16 protein-coding genes are annotated in these 20892 nt (G+C 41.2%); 6 read left to right on the top strand and 10 right to left on the bottom strand.

Going from position 1 to position 20892, the window contains the following annotated elements; genetic code table 11:
- Positions 1-103: 103 nt before the first annotated feature.
- The 7 genes from CWC16_RS03205 to CWC16_RS03175 all read right to left on the bottom strand — a co-directional run bounded on the left by CWC16_RS03205 (position 104) and on the right by CWC16_RS03175 (position 7484).
- Positions 104-2632: a TonB-dependent receptor plug domain-containing protein gene (locus CWC16_RS03205; protein WP_502705069.1), complete on the bottom strand. Its 2529-nt coding sequence runs from the start codon at positions 2630-2632 to the stop codon at positions 104-106.
- A gap of 278 nt (positions 2633-2910) precedes the next feature.
- Positions 2911-3756, bottom strand: coding sequence for a DUF4198 domain-containing protein (locus CWC16_RS03200; RefSeq protein WP_138540475.1), 846 nt, complete (start codon positions 3754-3756; stop codon positions 2911-2913).
- A gap of 34 nt (positions 3757-3790) precedes the next feature.
- The gene (locus CWC16_RS03195; protein ID WP_055015524.1) at positions 3791-4300 is read right to left on the bottom strand and encodes a DUF2271 domain-containing protein; all 510 of its coding nucleotides are present in this window, start codon (positions 4298-4300) and stop codon (positions 3791-3793) included.
- A complete protein-coding gene (locus CWC16_RS03190; protein ID WP_138540474.1) occupies positions 4300-4932 on the bottom strand; it encodes a PepSY-associated TM helix domain-containing protein in 633 nt (210 codons plus the stop codon). The genes CWC16_RS03195 and CWC16_RS03190 overlap by 1 nt, the downstream gene beginning before the upstream one ends.
- 121 nt (positions 4933-5053) lie before the next feature.
- A complete protein-coding gene (locus CWC16_RS03185) occupies positions 5054-5452 on the bottom strand; it encodes a YbaN family protein (protein WP_138540473.1) in 399 nt (132 codons plus the stop codon).
- A 128-nt stretch (positions 5453-5580) separates the two neighbouring features.
- Positions 5581-6900, bottom strand: a complete 1320-nt coding sequence (locus tag CWC16_RS03180) for a porin family protein (protein WP_138540472.1) — start codon at positions 6898-6900, stop codon at positions 5581-5583.
- Positions 6901-7001: 101 nt separating this feature from the next.
- Entirely contained in the window at positions 7002-7484 is a 483-nt protein-coding gene (locus CWC16_RS03175; RefSeq protein WP_004586011.1) for a MarR family winged helix-turn-helix transcriptional regulator, read from the bottom strand.
- A 437-nt stretch (positions 7485-7921) separates the two neighbouring features.
- Here CWC16_RS03175 and CWC16_RS03170 point away from each other — a divergent pair, with 437 nt between their 5' ends.
- The 4 genes from CWC16_RS03170 (at position 7922) to CWC16_RS03155 (ending at position 13916) form a co-directional block, all read left to right on the top strand.
- A complete protein-coding gene (locus CWC16_RS03170; RefSeq protein ID WP_138540471.1) occupies positions 7922-8773 on the top strand; it encodes a D-hexose-6-phosphate mutarotase in 852 nt (283 codons plus the stop codon).
- A 29-nt stretch (positions 8774-8802) separates the two neighbouring features.
- Positions 8803-9336: a PH domain-containing protein gene (locus tag CWC16_RS03165; RefSeq protein ID WP_138540470.1), complete on the top strand. Its 534-nt coding sequence runs from the start codon at positions 8803-8805 to the stop codon at positions 9334-9336.
- Positions 9329-10873 (top strand): PH domain-containing protein, encoded by a 1545-nt coding sequence (locus CWC16_RS03160; RefSeq protein WP_138540469.1) that lies wholly within the window; start codon positions 9329-9331, stop codon positions 10871-10873. Before CWC16_RS03165 ends, CWC16_RS03160 begins: the two co-directional genes overlap by 8 nt.
- A 223-nt stretch (positions 10874-11096) precedes the next feature.
- On the top strand, positions 11097-13916 hold the full coding sequence (locus tag CWC16_RS03155) for a TolB family protein (RefSeq protein WP_138540468.1): 2820 nt from the start codon (positions 11097-11099) through the stop codon (positions 13914-13916).
- A gap of 84 nt (positions 13917-14000) precedes the next feature.
- Here the strand turns inward: CWC16_RS03155 and CWC16_RS03150 are convergent, their stop codons facing one another.
- Together CWC16_RS03150 and CWC16_RS03145 are read right to left on the bottom strand one after the other, a co-directional pair.
- Positions 14001-15146 (bottom strand): tetratricopeptide repeat protein, encoded by a 1146-nt coding sequence (locus tag CWC16_RS03150; RefSeq protein ID WP_138540467.1) that lies wholly within the window; start codon positions 15144-15146, stop codon positions 14001-14003.
- Between the two features lie 48 nt (positions 15147-15194).
- Complete coding sequence (locus tag CWC16_RS03145; protein ID WP_138540466.1) at positions 15195-16328, bottom strand: PepSY-associated TM helix domain-containing protein; 1134 nt, start codon at positions 16326-16328, stop codon at positions 15195-15197.
- 330 nt (positions 16329-16658) lie between these two features.
- On the opposite strand from CWC16_RS03145, the gene CWC16_RS03140 reads away from it, so the two are divergent.
- The gene (locus CWC16_RS03140) at positions 16659-17273 is read left to right on the top strand and encodes a PQ-loop domain-containing transporter (protein ID WP_138540465.1); all 615 of its coding nucleotides are present in this window, start codon (positions 16659-16661) and stop codon (positions 17271-17273) included.
- A 72-nt stretch (positions 17274-17345) separates the two neighbouring features.
- Positions 17346-18134 (top strand): PhzF family phenazine biosynthesis protein, encoded by a 789-nt coding sequence (locus CWC16_RS03135; RefSeq protein WP_138540464.1) that lies wholly within the window; start codon positions 17346-17348, stop codon positions 18132-18134.
- A 49-nt stretch (positions 18135-18183) separates the two neighbouring features.
- Here CWC16_RS03135 and CWC16_RS03130 read toward each other — a convergent pair whose 3' ends face one another.
- Positions 18184-20694, bottom strand: coding sequence for a zinc-dependent metalloprotease (locus CWC16_RS03130; protein WP_138540463.1), 2511 nt, complete (start codon positions 20692-20694; stop codon positions 18184-18186).
- Positions 20695-20892: the final 198 nt, after the last annotated feature.

The raw sequence follows: 20892 nt of genomic DNA, 5'->3' as shown, positions 1-20892 counted from the left end.
GTGTTTAAAAAGCAGGTTTACTAATGATTGGTTAAAAGCACTAAATGTTAGCAAAAAGGATGCACATGGCATCCTTTTTAAGTGTTTGCTTTTAGGTTATTTATTAAAAGCTGTAAGTAATATTACCGTATAGGAAACGCCCGTCTAATCCGTACGGTGCATATGGCGTGTACGGGAATATTTGGCCAAAGTCAGAGTAACCAATGTTATCTACCGTTGCTTGCGGGTACTGATCGAACAAGTTGTTTGCACCTACTGCAAATTTCCAGTATTCGTCTGGGCGGTAGGCCACTTCTAGGTCGGTGATCCATTTAGGGTCTATGTACTCATCGCGATCGGCGGTAGTTGAAATATCAGCCACTTCACCGTAGCGCGTTGCACGAAGGGTGGTTTGCCATTCGTTAAAGTTCCACACTGCTGATAGATTCCATTTGCTATCTGGTGTGCCTTCTTCAAAGCGGCCTACTTCACGGCGTGCAAATACCACGTAGTCGTCGCCGAGTGAGTTTAGCTCGCTTGGGTTGTCGTCTACGTGTGTTACTTCGGTATCGTTAAAGTTAGCGGCTAAGTTTAAGCGTAAGTCACCTAAATCGCTTAAATCTAAGTTATAGGTAGCAACAATATCAACACCTTGCGTGCGCGAGTCGATGGCGTTAGTAAAGTAACGTACACTTTCTGTATTTAGCTCACCGGCATTTTGCAGTATTTCTACTACAGCATCGCCCTCTAGGTTTTCAGACAATACAATACGGTCATCAATATCTATGCGGTATGCATCTACAGTTAGGCTAAAGCTGCCTTGCGTGTACATAAAGCCAGCCGTTACGTTGACTGATTCTTCAGCATCTAACTGCTCTGCACCAAGTGCTTGCGCTGCTGTTGAATCGGTTGGGAATAAACCAACTTCAAACGGTTGGTTGTTCTCAAGTACGGTAGATATTTGTTGGTACGAGCTTTGTGCAAGTGATGGTGCACGGAAACCTGTGCTGATTGCACCGCGCAGCGATAGGTTTTCGTTAATGCTGTAACGCGACGCAAGTTTAGAGGTAAACGTATCGCCAAAGTCGGTGTAGTCTTCGTAACGCCCGGCTAAAACTACGTTCCAATCTTCTGTTAGGTAAGTATCAAATTCTACAAATAAAGCGACATTATGGCGGCTTCTATCAGTGACGCTTTGTGGGCTAAAACCTGCAAGTACTTGTGCGCCACCGGCTGCGATTGGGTTGCCGTCGCTATCAAGCGCAGTAATGTAAGAGGCTTCTTCGCCTTGCTCAATTTTGTAGCTTTCGTGGCGGTACTCTGCACCTACTGTAAAAAATACGTCGTCAGGTAAGCCAAAATCAAAGGTGGTATTTGCTGTGGTGTTAACTAAAAATTGGTCATAAACCAGTGCGCCGTTGTCAAATTCGGTTGGGCTGTCGGCACCTAGCGATGTATTTATACTATTTACAACGCCAAAACCAAAGTCGTTACGGCCGTAGTTGGTACTTACATCCCACGTCCATTCGCCTGTTTCGCCTTGCAGACCTAAGGCAAATGAGTAATCTTGTACGTCGGTTTCAATTTGCGGTAAAAAGCCGTCTGGGTAGACTTCTAACACGTTGCGGCTGTCTTTTGCACGGCGGTAAAAACCACCTGAGTTGCCTTCACGTTTTGAGTAGCTACCAAACGAGTACAGGTTATAGCCGTTATCAAAGTCGTAACCCATGTTGTAAAACAGTGCGTAGTCTTCAAGGTCTGCTTTACCAAAACGGTGATTGTATCGGTCGATGGTAAATTCGCGTGGGTCTAGGCTGCCATCTTCTAGGCGGTCGTATTGCTCGCGCGGGTCAAAACCAGAGCGCTGTGTAGAGTCGTTATCACGATACTCAATAGATACGTTTACAAAGCCGTTATCTAAAAGCTCAAAACCCGAGTTTGCGCTAATTGTACGGCTTGCGCCGTCGTTTACTTCGCGGTCAGCACCAGTATTAAAAGCAAGGTTGCCATCGGCATCTTCGTAAGTGCTTTCTAGCTGAGGTACACCTGCCATTTGCGTGTCGTATTCACCGTAGGTTACGCTTACGCTGCCGCCTTCGGTGGCATCTTTAAGTACAATGTTAATTACACCGGCAATAGCATCAGAACCGTATTGCGCTGCTGCGCCATCACGTAGTACTTCTACGCGTTTAATGGCTGATGTTGGGATCATGTTTAAATCAACCGCTGTAGAACCACGACCTACTGTGCCACCTAGGTTTAATAAGGCGCCTGAGTGACGGCGTTTACCATTAATAAGTACTAGAGTGTGATCGGGTGCTAAACCACGTAGTACAGCAGGTTTTGCGTGGTCGGTGCCATCTGCAAGTATTGCACTTGGGTAGTTAAAACTAGGCACTTGGTTTGCTAATACTTGGCTTATTTCTAGCTGACCCGTACTTTGCATATCGCCGCTGGTAATAATATCTACAGGTACGGTACTTTCGGCAATACTACGCAGGCTTCTGCGGGTACCGGTAACCGAAATCACTTCAATACTTTCTTGTGCTTGAGTATCTTGTTCTGCGGCAATTGCAGGAGAATAAGACGCGCCAAGCGCAGAGGTAACGGCCAGACTAAGTGCTACTTTTTTAGCTGATAATTGCTTTAACATGATGTTGATTCCCTTAAGGGCTGCTGACTATTGATTTTAAAAGGAGCGCATAATATAGAAGGCGCTACCTGTGTGCAAAGATAAAAACTGTCTAAGTTATTCTAAGTTGTTAACAACTAAAATGACAATTTACGCCCGCTGTAGATGTTTAGATCGCTCGAGTTGCAATCTTGTGTCGAATGGCTGCAAATTCAAGGTAAGTTGTAGGTTTTTTAAAAAAACAAAAAAGGCCAAGTTAAAAACTTGGCCTTAATTTATTGTGTAAATTGCGTGAAAAATTATTCAGGCGCTACTTCAAGCGTAGTAAATAAAGAGTAACGTCCTGCGTCTACACCTTCTTCGTTTACTTTAACTTTGTTAGAGGTTTCGATTAGGTATAGGCCTGGCTCTTTCCATGTTGTGCTAAACATGCCGTTTTTGTCGGTTGTTACCTTTACTTCGCCACGTTCGTTACGGTAGCGTGTATCACCTTTTAAAATACTTACTTCAATGCCAGAGCCTGCAGGCTTACCATCTTGTAGTAACTGAAAACGTGCTTGCTCGCCAACAAATAAATCGTTTGGATGTGTTGGGCCGCTAAGCTCAAGGCCTAAACCTAGTTGTGCAGGCTTAGAAGTACCGTTACGGCTTACAAATGTATCTACTGTAGAAATAACCTTAGTTGTGGTTACATCTTTTGCGTTGCTTGGTAACTTAGCATCTGACTTTTTACCAAATACGCGCTTGCGCTTACCTTCTTCGTTTTTGTAGAAGGTCATGTACATTGGTTTTTGCGTCATGGCAATGTGGTAAGTGCCTTCTTCTTTTAGGCTTACCGCTGCTGAGCTTTTACGCTTTAGGTAATAAGCACGAATGGTGTCAGATACTTTTTCACCGTTTGGTGCAAGGGCCATTAGTAGTGTGTCGTCGTACTCTGCGCCTTTTTCTTTTGGCTTATAGGCTTTGTCGGGTGCAAATATTTCGTTAGAAATACTCGCGTCAATCATTACGTAATGTGCTTTATCACCAGAAAGTGACGTGTGAGATGGTAGTAACCAGCGGCTATGCGCGTTTGCCGATGTAGATACCAGCGCCGATAAGCTAAGTGCGCCAATTAAAGCCGTTTTTAATAAATTAATTTTCATTGTATTTCCTTAAATTCAAATGATTAAGCAGCAGCTACTTAGTGCTTACGGTGACAAAACTGGTTGAAAATTCTTTTTTACCTTCAATGGTCACTTTGCCAGCTTGTGATAAATCAAGTTCTATACGGCTGTAATCACGGCCGCCTTCTTCGCGTACAACTTCAATGTTTAAAAGGTATTTGCCAGGTTTTACGGCATTGCCGTCTAAATCTTTACCTTGCCAGTCAATGGTGTAAGTACCAGCACGCTTAGTTGCACCGCTTATACCGTCAAAGTTAATGTCGGTTTTACCCGCTTTACGCCACCATTGGCGTAAATCTTTAAACCATTCTGCTTTTTGTACCCATAGCGCAAGCGTAGTTACGTGTTTACGCTTTGGCGTTTCTAGCCAAACAGCTACGTAAGGGCGGTGGTAAGGTTGTACATCAAGATCGGGTAGGGTGAGTTCAATCTCTAACTGTGGTGTTTGCGCCTGCGCAGTTGCTTGAAATAATGCGGCAACCATTAATAATGCTGCGCTTAGTACCGTACTTGCTTTTAACATTAAGACACTCCTTTAATTTGTGGCACCCAACATAGGTAAATAACCAAAGGCGTTGCAATGCCTAAAACGGTTATCCATATTCCTGCTAAGCGTTTTTTTCTGTTTTGAAATAAAATAATCATCCCAGTGATTGAAAAAATAATCATCAATACTGCTGAAATATCAATAACCCAGCTCCATACTTCACCGGTGTAGCGACCTTTATGTAAGTCGCCAATTAGACTTAAAAAACCACCTGTTTGGTAATCTAAATTTAGCTCACCGGTTGTAAAATCAAGCTCTGCGTAAGCAAAACCTGCGGGTAGTGGGTAATCGAGCATAACCAGTGCGTCTTCTTTTTCCCACTCAATACTTTTAACGTTGGTTAAAGAGTATTGCTCAGCAAGAAACGTTTCTATGTCTGGATAAAGCGTTGGCAGGGAATCTAGTTGTGCATTCGCTTTTGTGACTAATTTTGCTGGAATAGTCGCAGTTACTTGCCCATTATTTTTATCGTTTTTAAGCCAATCAACATGGTTAAGCACAATGCCGCTAACACAAAATAAAATAAGCAAAAAAAACAAAGCTGTAGAAATATAAATATGCAGTGCACGGCTTGTGCTGTACAAAGTACGCTTATTAATAAACGCCATAAAAACAGTAATTAAGTTAAAGTTACAATATGATAATCATTTGCATTAACTATTACAAATTTACTTACTTAACTTTACATTAAATTTTTGGCTAAACGATGTGTGCAAACAAAAGGGGTGACTATTTAGCGCTAGGCGGATGCGAGGGCCTTAAAATTAGGTAAATCATTACAGCTATTTCAATTACGCCAACAAGGTAAATAACCCAAACAGGGGCGCTTGAGTAAAGCAAAATCACAAAGCCAATTAACATACCAATTGCGGCGTAGCATTTTGCTTTAACTGGCACTACTTTATGCGTTTGCCATTGTTGTAAGGTAACGCCGTAACGAGGGTGGTTAAGCAGCCAATGTTCAAGCGCCGGCGATGAGCGAGTAAAGCAGGTAAGCGCAAGAATAAAAAAAATGGTAGTAGGCATAACGGGCAGCACAATACCAATAATGCCAAGCGCAACAAGTAATAAACCAAGCGCTTTAAGCCATAAGTTTTTATAACAAATAAATACTGCTTTTATATTCACTTAGGCTCTTTTAAGTAAGGGTTGTTAGTTAGGATTGTAGGCCAAATCGTTGTAAAATCTAACCCTATAAATGCAAAAAAGGGCAAACTAAGTTTGCCCTTTTAAAATACCAAATATGTTTTACTTATTTAGAAGTAGTAACCTACGTTGATGTTAAAGCGACGTTCTGTGTCGCCATCACCAATAATTGTTCCGCCAATGAATGGCTGGTTACGCGCTTGAATAAAGTCAAAGTAGGTAAATAACGGACCTGCCGATACACTCATACCGGTTACGTTCATCCACGTATTTGCGCTGTCGTCAGATTTGTCGTAAATAATGCCGTAGTCGTTATAAAATTGCACGCCAGTTACTGGGCCCCAATCAAGTGATAGGTCGTATGCTACGTTGAAGTTAGTCATCGTTGCTTCGCTTGATACGGTATCGTAGTAATCAAATGCGCCAACTACAAAACGGTTGCTGTTGTCGTCTAGGTCGTAGTCGTATTCGCCGTGCTGAAATTGAATATTCCAGTTATTAATTTGGCTGTTTACGTGGAACGCCCATGCACCGTAGTTACCAGCGCGGTCGTTACCATCATGTAGGCCACCACTTAAAAGTGATATACCCACATCTGTTTTAGCGTTTTCGCCATGCTCAATTTGATACACTGTACGACCAGCAAAGGTGTTGTATTCACCAAGGCGAGAACCAGGGGCATCGTATGTGCCTTCGGTTGTTGCACGGCTACCTACAATATCGAAAGAGTAACGTTCGTTAACTTCAGAGCTGCCATCAACACCGCCTACTTCATCATTTTTGAAAAAGCCCAGATCTAGTTTCCAATTGTCTTTAAGTTTGCGGTTTACTGTTACACCTAAATCGAAGTCGTCTTCTAGGCCAACGTAGTAGTTAGTGCTAAAAAAGTAGCTGTGTGAGTTGTATGGGCCGTTACCAAACGGTACAGGTGCAATACCGGCTTGCGCTTCCCAGCCATCTGTAAATTCGTAACCTAAGTATGCATACTTAACAATGGTCATGTAATCGTAAAAACGAAAATCACCATTTACAGAAATATCGCTAATTTCGCCTGATAAGTTAATGCGAAATACTTCAAAGTCTAAATCGCCGCCACGGTCTTGTGTGTCTTCATCGTATGAATTAGTGCTGTAGTTAAAGCGTACGGCACCGCCAATTTTAATGCCTTCGTCTTCTTGCTCAGGCGCAGCTTGTGCAACAACAACTTCTTTGTTGTCGGCTTTTTTACTGATTTCGGCAACTTGTTGTTGGTGTTGCTTGTTGATTTGGCTTTGCTTTGATTTTTCATCAGCGAGCTGCTGTTCAAGCAACTGCATTTGCTGTTTAAGTTGCTTTAATTGGTTTTGCAGTGTGTCAAGTTCGGCTGCGTGAGAAGTGCTTGCTGCACCACCAAGCATAAGTGCTAGTGTTAATTTTGAGAGTTTAGTCATAGTTGATGCTCAGATTGTGTTTAAAAAATAAAAAATTCAAGGTGCCCAAAAGCCCCTTACGAATGATGTAAGAACTAATTTAAATTTATTTTTTTTATTTTTTATTTATTTGGTGTTTGAGTTAACGCGCCTACCTCTAACAGAGGTGATGCGTCTAACTTATCAGCATCCATCATTGCTGCAACGCGTTGCATAGATGAAAGCAATAAACTTTGCTCCCATTCTGCAAGTGCAGAAAACTTTTCAATAAAGTGTTCTTGCAGTGGCTGAGGCGCTTTTTCTAGTAACTCTTTCCCTTGCTCGGTGAGGTATAAGCTCACTCGGCGTTTATCCATTTGACTACGAACGCGTGTTACAAGGTTTCTGCTTTCTATTCTATCAAGAATATTAGTCACAGTAGCCGGGCTTAAATTAACATTCTGAGCTATACGGCTAGCGGTTATTCCATCGGTGTGCGCTACTTCTTGCATTATAAGCAATTGTGGGCCTGTTAAACCTGATGTTTTATTTAGCTGCTTAGAATGTAAGTCAATCGCACGGATTACTTTACGTAAAGAAACTAATAATTCGTCATATTTTTGCATTTGCTTATCTCGTCGATGGGCCAAAGGTGTGCCGTAATCGCGAAATGTTACACATCAAATAAATTGAATTCAAATAATAAATTAAGCTTAAGCCCATGTTCATTGGTTTTTATTAGTTTGAGCAGAAACTAAAATAGTATAACTTTGTTTAAAACTTATTAAATGTTATTAGCATATTGTTTGCATTGTGGTGCGCACACTACGTATGTTGAGAATAATTGGCAAGTCTTATGGTGTAGACTTTAGTATTATTCATAACAGCTGTTGCTAATTAGTAATTGTTTGTAAGTTAGCTGTGTATGTATTAATCGCCAATGAACAAATTTCAATCCATAAAGGTCAACACGCCCTAGTAAGTATAGCGTATACTTTACACATGCATTATTGTTTATATGTACATGTTAAAAATCTTTAATATCAGTATTGTAGGGAAAAACATGAAATTATCGCCATCAGTTAGCATTGAACAAAGCGAAACCGGTCTAGAGTTTATAAAAGTAGCGAGCTCAAAGTGTGATGCAAAAATATTTTTGCAAGGCGGGCAAATTACCGAGTTTATCCCAAAAAATAACAAGCCACTTATTTGGGTATCTAACAACGAGACGTTTCAAGAAGGGGTAAACATTCGCGGTGGGATTCCTATTTGTTGGCCTTGGTTTGGTAACCATGAAAACCAAGATTGGCCAGCGCATGGCTTTGCACGTACCAGTTTATGGCAAGCTGACGAAGTGCACGAAAGTGATGAGCACATTACAATTAGCTTAAACTTACCCATGAAATTAGTTAACCCAACGTATTGGCCTCATCACTCGGCGTTAAAGGTTGAGTTTGTTTTGAGCGAGCAGTTACAGGTGCGTTTAACCACAACTAACTTAAGTAATACTGCGTTTAGTTATACTCAAGCGCTGCATACTTATTTTCCTACCTCTGATATTAAAAATACGGTTGTTGATGGTTTGCAAGGCGCGCAATATATTGAATTTGGCGAAGGGCCTTTTGCTCAAAACGAACAAGTTAATTTTACCCGCGAAACCGATATGGTGTATACACAGGCTGCTGTCCAGCAGCACATTCATACCCCAGATGGGATTATTAATGTAAGCCGCGAAAACTCAAGCTCGTGTGTGCTGTGGAACCCATGGATAGAAAAGTCTAAGCGTTTATCTAATTTTGCTGACGATGAATACCTAAGCATGGTGTGTTTAGAAGCCGCCAATGTGTTAGAAGATAAGGTGACACTTGAGCCTAAGCAAAGCCATACGTTAGTTACTACAATCAGCTGGGCTTAACAGCCAGTAAAAAGGAAAGGTACATAAACGTGTTTAATAATCAGCAAATAATAGATTTACCAAAGCACAGTGAAATACAGCTCAATCCCTTAGCCGATAAAGCGTTATTACACGTGCAACTTAATTGGCTGGCGTTTTATATTCCTTTTTGCGCGGTATTGTTTGCTGTTTGTTACTTTAACGAAGCGTTTGCTAACAAAGCACAAACCTACTTGCTAATAGGTGTGCCCATTTTAATTTCGCTTTCAATGCTTTATAACGCCGTGAGTATTAAGCTGCAGGGCTTTGCACTGCGCAATCACGATATTGCGTTTAAAAAAGGGGTTATTTGGCAGCAAATAACTATTTTGCCTCTCGCGCGTGTACAGCATATGGAAATTCACCAAGGCCCTATTGAGCGAAAACTAAAGTTAGCCAGTCTAAAGTTATTTAGTGCCGGCGGGGTCAGCGCTGATTTACAAATAAGTGGCTTAACCCACGAGCAGTGTAAAAACATACGCCAGTTTGTACAAAATTATCGCCAAGACGGCACACCCGCGCAGGTGGAATTAGCCAATGAGTAATACCATTAGCGAGGAGCAAAGTAGCTCACTACATTGGCAAAAAGTATCGCCTTGGGCGGTCGTGTATTTTGTGGTGTATTTTAGCGTGCGCTTTGTAAAAGACGGGCTTTTAAACCTACTACCCATGCTTGTGGTGTTTGTTACACAAGTAGAAAACAAGCTGTTTTGGGCGCAAGTAGCTGGTGCTACTGCACTAGTAACACTGCTAATCTATTCAATTTTATATTACATAAATTTTAAGTTTTGCATTAGCGACGATCACGAAATTTTGCTTAACAAAGGGGTGTTCAAAAAAGAGCGCCTAACACTCAAGTTTTCGCGCGTGCAAAATGTAAATATTGCTGAGCCCTTTTATTTTACTCCTGTTAATTTAGTTAACTGTATTTTTGATGCCGCAGGCAGCGTAACGCAAGAGGCGGTATTGCCAGGTGTTACCAAAGCCTATGCTCAGCAAATGCGTAAACAAATTTTTGCCTTTAAAGCGCAGCAGCAACCCGACGAGCAAACCACCTCAAGTGAGCATTTTGAAGCAGAAAATAGCTTACGTATCAGTAATAAAGAAATTGCTAAATTTGGCTTAATGTCAAACATGGCTATATTAGCCATGGCCGCTATTGCGCCTTTTATAAATGTGTTGGTTGATTTTTTAGAGCAACAAATTATTGCTAAGGTTGAGGGGTTTTATCAGCAAGAGCTTGGTTTACTGGCAAGTGCAGCAACCTTTGCCATGATCACGCTTATTGCTTTGCTTGTTTTAATTGCTGTGATGCTGTCGGTAGGCATGTCGCTTATTCGTTTTTATAATTTTGAGCTTTACTTTAAAGGTCAAAAATTTAAACGCATTGCTGGCTTATTAGAGCGCCATCAGTTGTCTATGAGCATGGATAAGGTGCAATCGATTGTTATAAAACAAAACCTAATGGGGCGGTTACTAAAGCGTTTTACCGTTGAGTGCTTACAAGCAAGTAGCGGCGGTATAGCGGCGGGCGTGGCTGCTAAAAAAAATAAACAAACCTTAGTGTTACCCGTTTTAAATAGCGAGCAAGTAGATAGTGTATGCCAATGGATTTACCCGTGGTTTAATAGCAAAAAACTGCAATTTAACGGCGCAGAACGTGCCTTACTTTATAAAAACTTGAGCTTTTATGCGTTAATTCCAAGCGCTATTGTGGTGCTAGGGTGCTACTTAGGTGACTTTAACCTTTGGTTTAGCGTGGGCGTATTACTTATTTTAGCGGGATTGGTAACGCTTGCTTATCAGCGTTATGGCTATTATTTGCATGAAGACAACGGCCGTTTTTACATGGTGGTACGCAAAGGGATGATAGGTGTGCATTACCGTGTATTTGAGTTGTACAAAGCACAAAGTGCACGCAGTATTAGTACCTACTTTATGCGCCGCGCGGGGCTTAAAAGCCTGTATATACAACTTGCATCAGGATTTGCATTTATGCCCTATATAAAGCAGCAAGATGCTGATTATATAATTGATTTTACACTTTATCAGGCCGAATCAACGCAGCGTAGCTGGATGTAGTTATACCAATCGACTTACACTAATCCGCATAATTAAGTGATCTATTTTGAGGGTGGATAAACGTGTTGATAGCAAGGCCAAAAATTCGCTATTTAGGACAAGCTATTACTTAATTTAAAAGTTTATAAAATATACACTTTTATAAGCTTTGTTACATTTTTTTACTGCAACGTTGGCTGGTTTAATAATACTCTAAGTGGTATCAATCATTTAAAGGATTATTATGAAAAAATCACTCATCGCTGCCTCATTGTTATTAGCCACACCTACCTTAGCTGCTGATTGGCAAACTATTCATACCGAACACTTTAATGTGCATTACAGCACCGAAAATGCCGATTATGCTAAATCGACAGCGGTAGAACTTGAAATAGTGCGCAGTAAAGTGCTTGAGCAGCAAAACCGAGCGCTCGATAAAGTAGTTGATGTGGTGGTGTTTGATCCCCTAAATGCGCCCAACGGCTTTGCTTTACCTACTTCTAATAATCCCTTAATGGCCCTTTTTACCACGCCCCCACAATCAGACACGGTGGTTTCTAACATAAGTGGCTGGCAGCAATTACTTATATTGCACGAATATATTCACTTAGTGCATTTAGCGCAGCCAACACGCAACACGTGGCAACAAAAAATACGGGGCGTGTGGGATATTTACGACTTAACTTACAGCGATATGCCGCGCTGGGTAGCCGAAGGTTATGCAACCTTGCTTGAGTCAAAAATGACGGGCCGAGGGCGATTATTTGATAACTACACCGAGTCAATGCTAATTGAGTTTGCTCAGCAGGGGGCACTGCCTAGCTATAGTCAACTAAGCGCCACCGAGGGCGGTTTTATGGCAGGCTCTATGGCGTATTTAATGGGCAGCCGGTTTTTAAATTGGCTAGAGCAAACGTATTCAGCGCAAATGCTTGATGCTGTTTGGACGCGCATGCAGGCTGTTAAAAAGCGCGATTTTAACGAGGCTTTTACTGGGATATTTGGCCAAAGTGCCGCTAAGCTATATGGCCGCTTTATTGCACAATATACCTATAAAGCTATGGCAAAAGAGCAGTTAGAGCCTGCGCTTAACAGCGAGCTGTGGTTAAAGCTTAACTTATATGCAAGCAACCCTGCGCTTTCAAAAGATGGCAGTAAACTTGCGATTGTTGAGCGCGATAAAGATAAAAAAACCAAGCTTATTATTTACGGCACGCAGGAAAATACAAAAGCAGAGGAAGCATTTACAAAAGCACAAAAAGCGCTATTAGAAAACGATGCATTGGATATACCCGATAACCCCCCGAGTGTATTTAAGCGTGAGCAAAAACACGTATTAAATCAAATAAACAGAGCGGGCATTGCTAATCCACAATGGGTAAATAACAACACACTTTACTTTAATGCTTATACACGTGAAGAGACGGGTATTTATAACAAGGTGTCTGATATTTTTAGTTATAACACCGAAACCGGAAACGTTGAGCAGTTAACTAAGCTAGCTGGCTTACGTCGTTTTACTGTTACAAACAATGGCGAAACCCTTTACGCTGAGCAAGTACGCGGTGGCTACTCAGAGTTAGTAAAAGTAGATTTAGCCACGCAAACCATTACCCCTTTGTTTTCAAAAAGCTTAAAAACAGCCTACGACTATCCAACTTTCAGCCCTGATGAAACCCAATTAGCTTATGTATCAGCCAATTTAAATGAGAATTGGCAATTGTATATACAAGATATTGCCAATAATACACGTCAAGCCGTGCCTATGCCCAATGGGTATCAATACCTAAGCCAACCCAGCTTTAGTAAAAACGGTGAAAAAATTTACTTTGTAGCCGGCTTAAAAGGCTCAACTGATATTTATAGCTACCATATTGCAAGTAATACATTAACTAAACTTACCCAGGGCCAAGAGGCCGTTGCTCACCCCCTAGAAACAAGCAACGGAGCATTACTTTATTTATCCATTACTGCTGATGGGCCCAATGTAAAGCAATTACCTAGTACAGTAGAGGGCGAAATAATTACTGATTTGGCACAGGATAATAGTGCGCCACTGCTTTTGGTGGATCAGTACACTTTGCCTAAAGCAAAAATATATAACGACAATGTAGGTAAACAAAGCAGCTACGATGTGCTTGATCAGCATGCGAGTTTAGCGCTAGGCGCACAGTATTACTCTGCCGCTACAAGTGCTTTAAATATTAATATTAAAAGCAGTGACTTACTAAAACAGTTAGACCTTCAAGCGGGATATAGTGTTGATTTAAATGATGATGCTTTGCACGGTGGGTACGCCCAAGCAAAATACAATGCACTGCCAATTAAGCTTAAATTGAGTGTATTTGATTATGATTTAAATACCGCAAAACAATACCAAGCGAGCGAAAATGCAGAAGTACCTGCACGAGGTGGTTTTGCAGCCTTAAGTTACCCAATTAAATACGCGGCGTTTAGCCTAACGCCAGAGCTTGCCTTTAACTATACCGATTATAAGCAAGACTATAATAAATGGGCGCGCATAGGCATTACCCAAAGCTGGCAGTACGACCGCCAAGCATTTGCTATAGGGCAAAGTGTTAATGCCCAGTATTACGATGGCAGCAGTAAAAACATTAATTGGGACGGCTACGATTTAGCGGCCAACGTATTTGGTAAAGCGTTTGATGTGCCGCTTTATATTAATTTTACTCAAAAGCAGCGCGATAATAGTAGTTTAGCGCTAGGCGGATTTAGCTCAAACCTAATTAGCGAGCAACAAAATAGTGAGTTTGTGCTGTCATCAGAGCTGCCATTTTATAGCACAACTGCTGAGCGCTACATGGGTTATGGCGGTGGTTTTAGCTTTAAAGAAGGCATGCCGTGGCTTTATTACAAACAGCATCAGGTAGATGATGCGGTATACGCACAAAGTTATGGTTTAAAGTATCAAGGCAATTTTAGCTTTGGATTAGGCCCGGCCGGTGTGAACGATTTAACCTTTAATATGGGGTTATCGCGCGTAGAAGGCGATAGCTTTGAAGATGAAATGCGCGGCTGGTTTAGCTTTTACTACTCGCTTTAAGTAAATTACGATAACACGCTAATGCACTTGTGTAATAAGTGCATTAGTAAAAGCTGCGTTTAAACTAATTTAAAGTATTGGTGGTTAATTGGGCTTGTTTAGCGATGCAAGCTTAGCTTGATACACGTTTAGTCTTTCTTTATTACGCTCATACTGGATGGCTTTTTCAAGCAAGCTTTGTGTTTGCGCTGTATTACCTTGCTGGTAGCGAATTTTAGCCAGCTCTAAATAGAGCTTCGATATATAAGGAGCTTTTGCAATGGCGAGTTCAAGTTGCTTTTTAGCTTGGGTGACCTTGCCCTGATGTAAGTTATTTTTAGCAATCACGAGTAGCTCGTAGGGGTCTTTCTCTTTATCAACAAGCTGGCTTGTTAGGCGTTTTTCTAGTGTTTTATCTCCTAGCTCTTTTGCTAATATTCGATAGTTATTAATTAAATTTATACTTATATCGTTTCTATCAAGCGCGGTTTGATAAATCATGTGAGCGCTTTTTAGATCGCCTGCGCGGCGGTGCAATACGCCGGCTATATTAAAAAGCTCTGCATCGTTTGGGGTAAAGCGGTTGGCTTGCATAATTAAAGAGTAAGCCTTATTAAGGTTGTTTTCGGCTAATGCCGCGGCGGCTAAGTTACTATAAAACTTACTGAGTAAATCGTTATACGTCGCACTACCGGAATAAAAGCTGCCACGTGTGGGAAAGTAGTCTATTAACGTGCCAGGGCGGATAAATACAATATAGTTACCATCTATTTCTTCTTCTGGCGCATACACTTTGGTTCTAAAGTGATTGGCGATGTAGACTAAATTACCTTCTTTGGCATACACAGGTTCACTGGTCATTTCTTGAAAGCTGGTATCGAGGCCTAAAAGTGTGGCGTAGCTTTGGGTTAATACAGCTAAGCTAATACAGTTGCCTTGTGCGCGTTTAATAACTTGTTTAGATGTTAGTGTATCGCCGTGATACTTAAAGTTGGTAAGTTGGCTTTCTAGGTAGTTAAAAATAATTTCATCAGCGCGAACTTCATTTAAGTGTTTGTGCGCGTATGTTAAAAACTTTTCTTGTTCGGGTTTTGGCAGCTTAAAAATGCTCTGCTCGTTAGGTGTTTTAACTTGCTCGTAAAGAGAGTGGTTAATTACGTGTGTTAGCTGCACCTTTTTAATGGGCGTTGCAGGCGGCGTGCTATTACAGGCAGTTAAAAAAAGGCTAAGAGTAAAAACTAGATATTTCATATATCACCTCACTGTGATTGTTAACATTACAGTGAGGTGGTTTTTTAATCAAGCACTTGCAGTGCGATGTTTACTTAAGCGGTTTTTTTGAGACTGCTTTTTGCGCTTACGGCGAGTAAACCACAAATAAAAGCCAGTACCACCAAGCCAAACAGGGCTTAAACCAATAACACACCAAATTATTTTACTAATGAGCCCTGCAAAATAACCAAAGTGAAGTTTTCTAAAGCTATCAATTACTTGCCAACCTACACCCACTTCGCGGATGTCCCAGTTTGCCATATGCTCGCCCGTTAGCTTGTTGTAAGTAACGGTATTGGCATATTCGCTGGCAAGTGGGTTACTGGTATCTACTTCTCCAAATAGCGTTATGTTTTCGTCTGGCTCAAGCGGCATGACTAAAAATGTGCCATTAAATGTGGGTATTTGCTTTTGGCTGTCATCTAGGACGTGTTGAAAAGAAATCTCTTCGTTGTATAAATTTTTAGTAAGTACGAAGTGTTCTTCTTCTGCGTGTTCAATGACTTCGTGATACCACACAGCGCCGTTAAAGTAGCCGCCAGTGATGGCTAAAATTATAATAATGGGCGAGCCAATTACACCGGTCATTTTATGGATGTCGCTAAGCACTATTTGCAGTGTGGCGCGCCAGCGTACGCTAAATAAACGCTGCCAAAACTTACGATAAATAATAAGACCTGTAATACCTAGTACTAAAAAAAACACCGCAAAAAAGAAGCCTAAAACGGTACCAGTTTGCCCTGGTAAATTTTTTAAATCATTGAGTAAAAAGGTGTAGTGTAAATCTAAAAACCAGTCGGTAAAGTAGTGGCTGGTACCCACTGGCTCTGAAAGAATATTGCCAGTGTATTGATCTAAATGAAATTTATACCAGTCTTCTGTACCGCGCTTTATTAAATAAACCCGATCAGCAGTATCATCGTTAAATATTTCCCAGCTACCTACGACATATTCAGGGTACGCTTTTTGCGTTTTTGTTATAAGCGCATCCATAGGTAAGCGGTTGGCTTGTTGTTGTACAACAAAGTGACTGTCTGGCATTAATAAGCCGTCAATCTCGCTTTTAAATACCAAAACGCTACCCGTTATACTAATAACAAACAGCGGGACAAGCGCGATAAGGGCTACCCAACTGTGAATTTTAAAAAGTGTTTTTCTCATAGTTTATAATTGTGTAATTGCCACAGACCTGCGCATGATAACAATTATCAGTACCATTTCATAGTTGTGCGACAAATACACAATAGCTGTTTAAGACAGGGTGCAAAGTGTTCAGCCTCCAATATACAAGTACGATTTGGTGTCCACTTAAAGTAACGGTTTTTGTACAGCTATCTTGCCAGTGCCTAATATAGGGTTACGCTAATTTGTTGAGTAAAATATATTCACCATTACAATGCGCGCTCACTTTAAAACTCATTTAAAAACAGATGTTTATTTATTGTTTCTAGCGAGTTTTATATTAACATTTAAGTAACGAGCGAGGTTGTTTTGGCGCACTATCTACCTATTTTGTCGGCTTTTATTTTAGTTTTTAGCTTTTTACCGCTATTGAGCAAAATTAGAAAGAATCGCAGTGTGTCGGGGTTATCACTATTAATGATGACTTTTGGTTTAGCGCAAAGCCTCTACTTTATTACTTACAATATTTATTTTGAACGCTACTTTATTGCTTTACCATTTTTTGTAACCGGGGCATTAAGTGGCTTAATTTTATATTACTTTGCCCGCTATAACGCCGCAAAAGCTGAACGAATACAGCTTGTGGCTATGCTTGGCTTTTCGTTATTACCTTTTTTATTGCTGTTAAATAAAAGCCTCGAAACAGCATCGGTACTTAACGCACTTACATACGTAGGGCTAGTAATGAGCTCAGTAAGGGTTATGCCGCAAACGTATAAAACCTTACGCAGTGGCAATATTAGCAATTTAAGTGCCCGCTACTTTAGCTTGCAGTTTGTAGCAGGTACCTGTGGCTTGTTTGTAGAGCTAAGCAGTGCTATGCCCAGCACCTCACATATTTTAATGTTTGTTATGCTGCTGCTTACAAATGCTGTGCAATTTGCGTGTATGCAATATTATAAAATGCGCCCCGCAATGGCTTAGCTATAAAATTAATAGTGATTATTTAATGACTATGTGGCAGGTTTAAACTCTAACTAATTTAGGGGGCAACCTATGCAACTCACCATCCATCAAATTGATGCATTTACAAGCTCTTTATTTAAAGGCAATTACGCAGCTGTGATCCCGCTAGAGGCGTGGCTTAGCGATGAGTTGATGCTTAATATAGGCGCTGAAAATAATGTGTCTGAAACTGCGTTTACTTACCCTCAGGCTGATGGCAGTTTTGCAATACGCTGGTTTTCACCATTAATGGAAATAGATTTTTGCGGTCACGCCACGCTCGCTGCTGCGTATGTTTTATGCGAGCAACACAACCTTAGCCAAGTGCGCTTTAACGCCACGGCTGTAGGGGAGCTTGTTGTAAATAAAAATAGCGATGGTAGTTTTACTATGACCTTTCCTAAACAGGCGCCAGTAGAAGTGCAAACTATACCCGAAGCGCTGTTAAAAGGGTTGTCTATACAACCAATAAAGGTGCTAAAAAATCGTCAAGCATATTTTGCTATTTACGAAAATGCGCAACAAATCCATGATTTAACTACTCAGCCTGATTTATTAAAAACCTTATACCCACTTGATGTGGTCGCCACATCAAGTTCTGCTGAGTACGATATGGTGTCTCGTTATTTTTGGCCTGCAAGTGGCGGCGAAGAAGATTTTGTTACGGGTTCTATTCACACTGGCCTTGCCCCTTACTGGGCACAGCAGTTAGGTAAAAATAAATTAAACGCGTATCAGGCTTCAAGCCGTGGTGGTTTTATACAATGCGAAGTAGGCGAGGATACGGTCAGGTTAACTGGTAACGCTGTACGGTATTTAAAAGGTACAATTTATTTATAAATTCGCACTAAAAAGGCCACGTATTACGTGGCCTTTTTGATTGAGTTAATTAAGCTTCTAACGCTTTAGCAATTAAGTGATCAATATACTTTTTATGGGCTTTAGTTGCTGTATCGGCTCCCCATCCTACGCTTGTATCAGCTATTTGTGTTAGCTGGTACAGCGCGGCAGTTTTTGCCAAATTATCGTGTTTACTTGCTTTGCCTAGGCCTGCAATAGCAATAAGCTGATTTACATACTCTATTTGTAGATTGCGGCTTATAGACGTGCTCTCTTTGCTATCAACAAAAATACTGGCCGTTAGGTCGTCCATAAATTGCGTTAGGTTATATTCATTACCATACAGTGCGGTGTCTGAAATACGTAGCATAACAGCCGGGTGCAGCAATTGCGCAAGTACCGTTTTTTGCATGCCTAAAATCATTTTGTGCGCTTTAGGGTCTTCATTTTTACCATAATGGTTAAAGCCACGGCGTTGTTGCTGTAAATAGTTGTATAAAGGCTGCATGCTGATTAGCACATCAGGTGCAAATACATATTTAGCAAGTATGTTCATTGCTTGCGTTTGGCGCTCAAGCGGTAATGGCATAAACGGCTTACTTGCATTTGTATCACCTACTACTGCACGTTCAACATATACGCCACCTATTTGGCGAGAAACAATACCTGCTTGTCTACGGTATTGGCCGAACAAACTATTAGCCGAGGTAACCAGCTGTTGATAAGACTCACCTTTTACTGTGGCTTTATCTTTTAGCTCCGTAAATAGTTTATCAATTAGCGCCATGCGGTCGGCGCCATAGGCTGCTGGATTTGACGATAAGTCGCCAATCATTACACGGGGGTCTATGTGGCGGCCCGGGGCACGCATATCATCGGCATCATTACCAAAGGCAAGGGCATGTTCGCTTGAGCGAGCGAGTATGTTTTCAAGTCGTGCTTGTTCGGCAGCTTTATCTTCTAAGGCGCTGCTATAGCCATAGTTGATAGCCCAATCATCATAAGGACCCGGCTTAGTTTGAAAAATATCACCTTGCTGTACACCGATTGGCGCGATGTTAGCGGGTGCATAATCCATCACAGAACCGGTTACTATGCCTTGAGTTTTATTTTTGTCATGAACCTCTTTTTCATCCCACAAAATAGACGATTTCATATTGTGGTTTAAGCCTAATGTATGACCCACTTCATGAAGAATTAACTGGGTTAAACCTTGGCGAATCATTTCATTGTCATCAATCGAGGCACCTGTTGCTAAGCCTTTAGCAACCAGCAGGTTTTGTTGAATTTCATGGCCTAGTGAGCAATTTAACTCATCCTGTGTAGGCAGGTGTTGGCCGTGGCTCATTGTGCCTTGGGTGTATAGCGTGTCGTAAATCCAGCGGTTTTTCATAAATACAAACTCAAGCATAATGTCTGAGCCGAGTATTTCACCTGTTAGTGGGTTGGCAAGAGCCGGTCCGTAGCCGCCAAATGGCGGTTTTGGTGATGAAGTCCAACGCAGTACGTTGTAGTTAATATCGCCGGCATCCCACGTTGCGTCATCGGGCTGGATTTTTACTTCGAGTGCGTTTTTAAAACCGGCTTTTTCAAACGAGCTATTCCATGTAAGCACAGCATCGCGTATTGTGTCGCGCCACTCTACAGGGGTGGTGTTTTCTATCCACCAGGTAATTGGTTTTACCGGCTCAGAAAGTTCAGCATCAGGGTTTTTCTTTTGTAGATCCCAGCGCTTAATAACATCGTCATAGGGCGCCCAGTCGGTTGAGGTCATTAGATCAAATTGATTGGTGAAATAACCTATGCGCGCATCATCTTTACGTGGTTGGTAATCATTTTTAGGTAATGCCACAAAAGAGTGCTGGACCTTTACAGAGATATTGCGCGGGTCGCTTACGGCACTTGTACCACGCACGGTGGGGCTGGCATTACTAAATACGTAATCAACGACTATATCTAAGTTGTTTGGGTAGGGGCGCTGCTTAACAATACGCGACTTTTTAGTATTTAATTTACCTACTTTAAAGCGTTTTTTAGCGTTTTTATCGGCTGGGTTTGGCGTTGGCGATACCTTGTGTAGCGCTTCACTTAAAAATAGCTTGTTGACCTTAAAGGCTATTTTACCTTCTTCTTCTTTTTCTATTTTAATGCTGGCTAAAACGGCTTCGCTGATATTGGCATTGCTTGCTTTGGCAATGGCGCTGTTTTGATCAAATTTATAGCGAGGTGTTTTGCTCACTATATCTATGCGGTCAAAGTATTTTCTAAACTCAATGAGCTTGGTTTCTCTATACGCGCCGCGATAATGCCCGGCATCAGTGACACCGTCGACTGTATGGGCAAAGTATACAAAAGGGGTATTAAGCTGCGATTCGGTGATCACCATTAAGTGTTCACCGGTTTTTTGGTCTTGGTATAAATTAAAAATACCTGAAAATTCGGTTTGTCCTTCGACCATTTCGCTCAGGGTTTTTGATTTTTTGTCTTCTTTTTTATCATCAGCCACTGCGTGACCGCTTAGCGCTATACTCAGTGTTAGCGCAAGGGTTGTTAATTTCATTTTTATAATCTTTTTCGCTGTTATTTATTTAGTGTGACTGTACGTAAATTAAAAATTGTTCGCACATGTTCTCGATGAAATCATAGCTCTAATTTGTAATGCACTGATTTTAAATAGTAAAAATTTGTAACAAAATATAATAAATGCGATGAGTTACCGGTATTTGTAAACGGCTACGTACCTTAACTGAGTTTTTAA

The organism is Pseudoalteromonas sp. S3776 (genome assembly GCF_005886915.1).
Lineage (GTDB): Bacteria > Pseudomonadota > Gammaproteobacteria > Enterobacterales > Alteromonadaceae > Pseudoalteromonas.
This window is presented reverse-complemented; position numbering and strand designations above follow the sequence as displayed.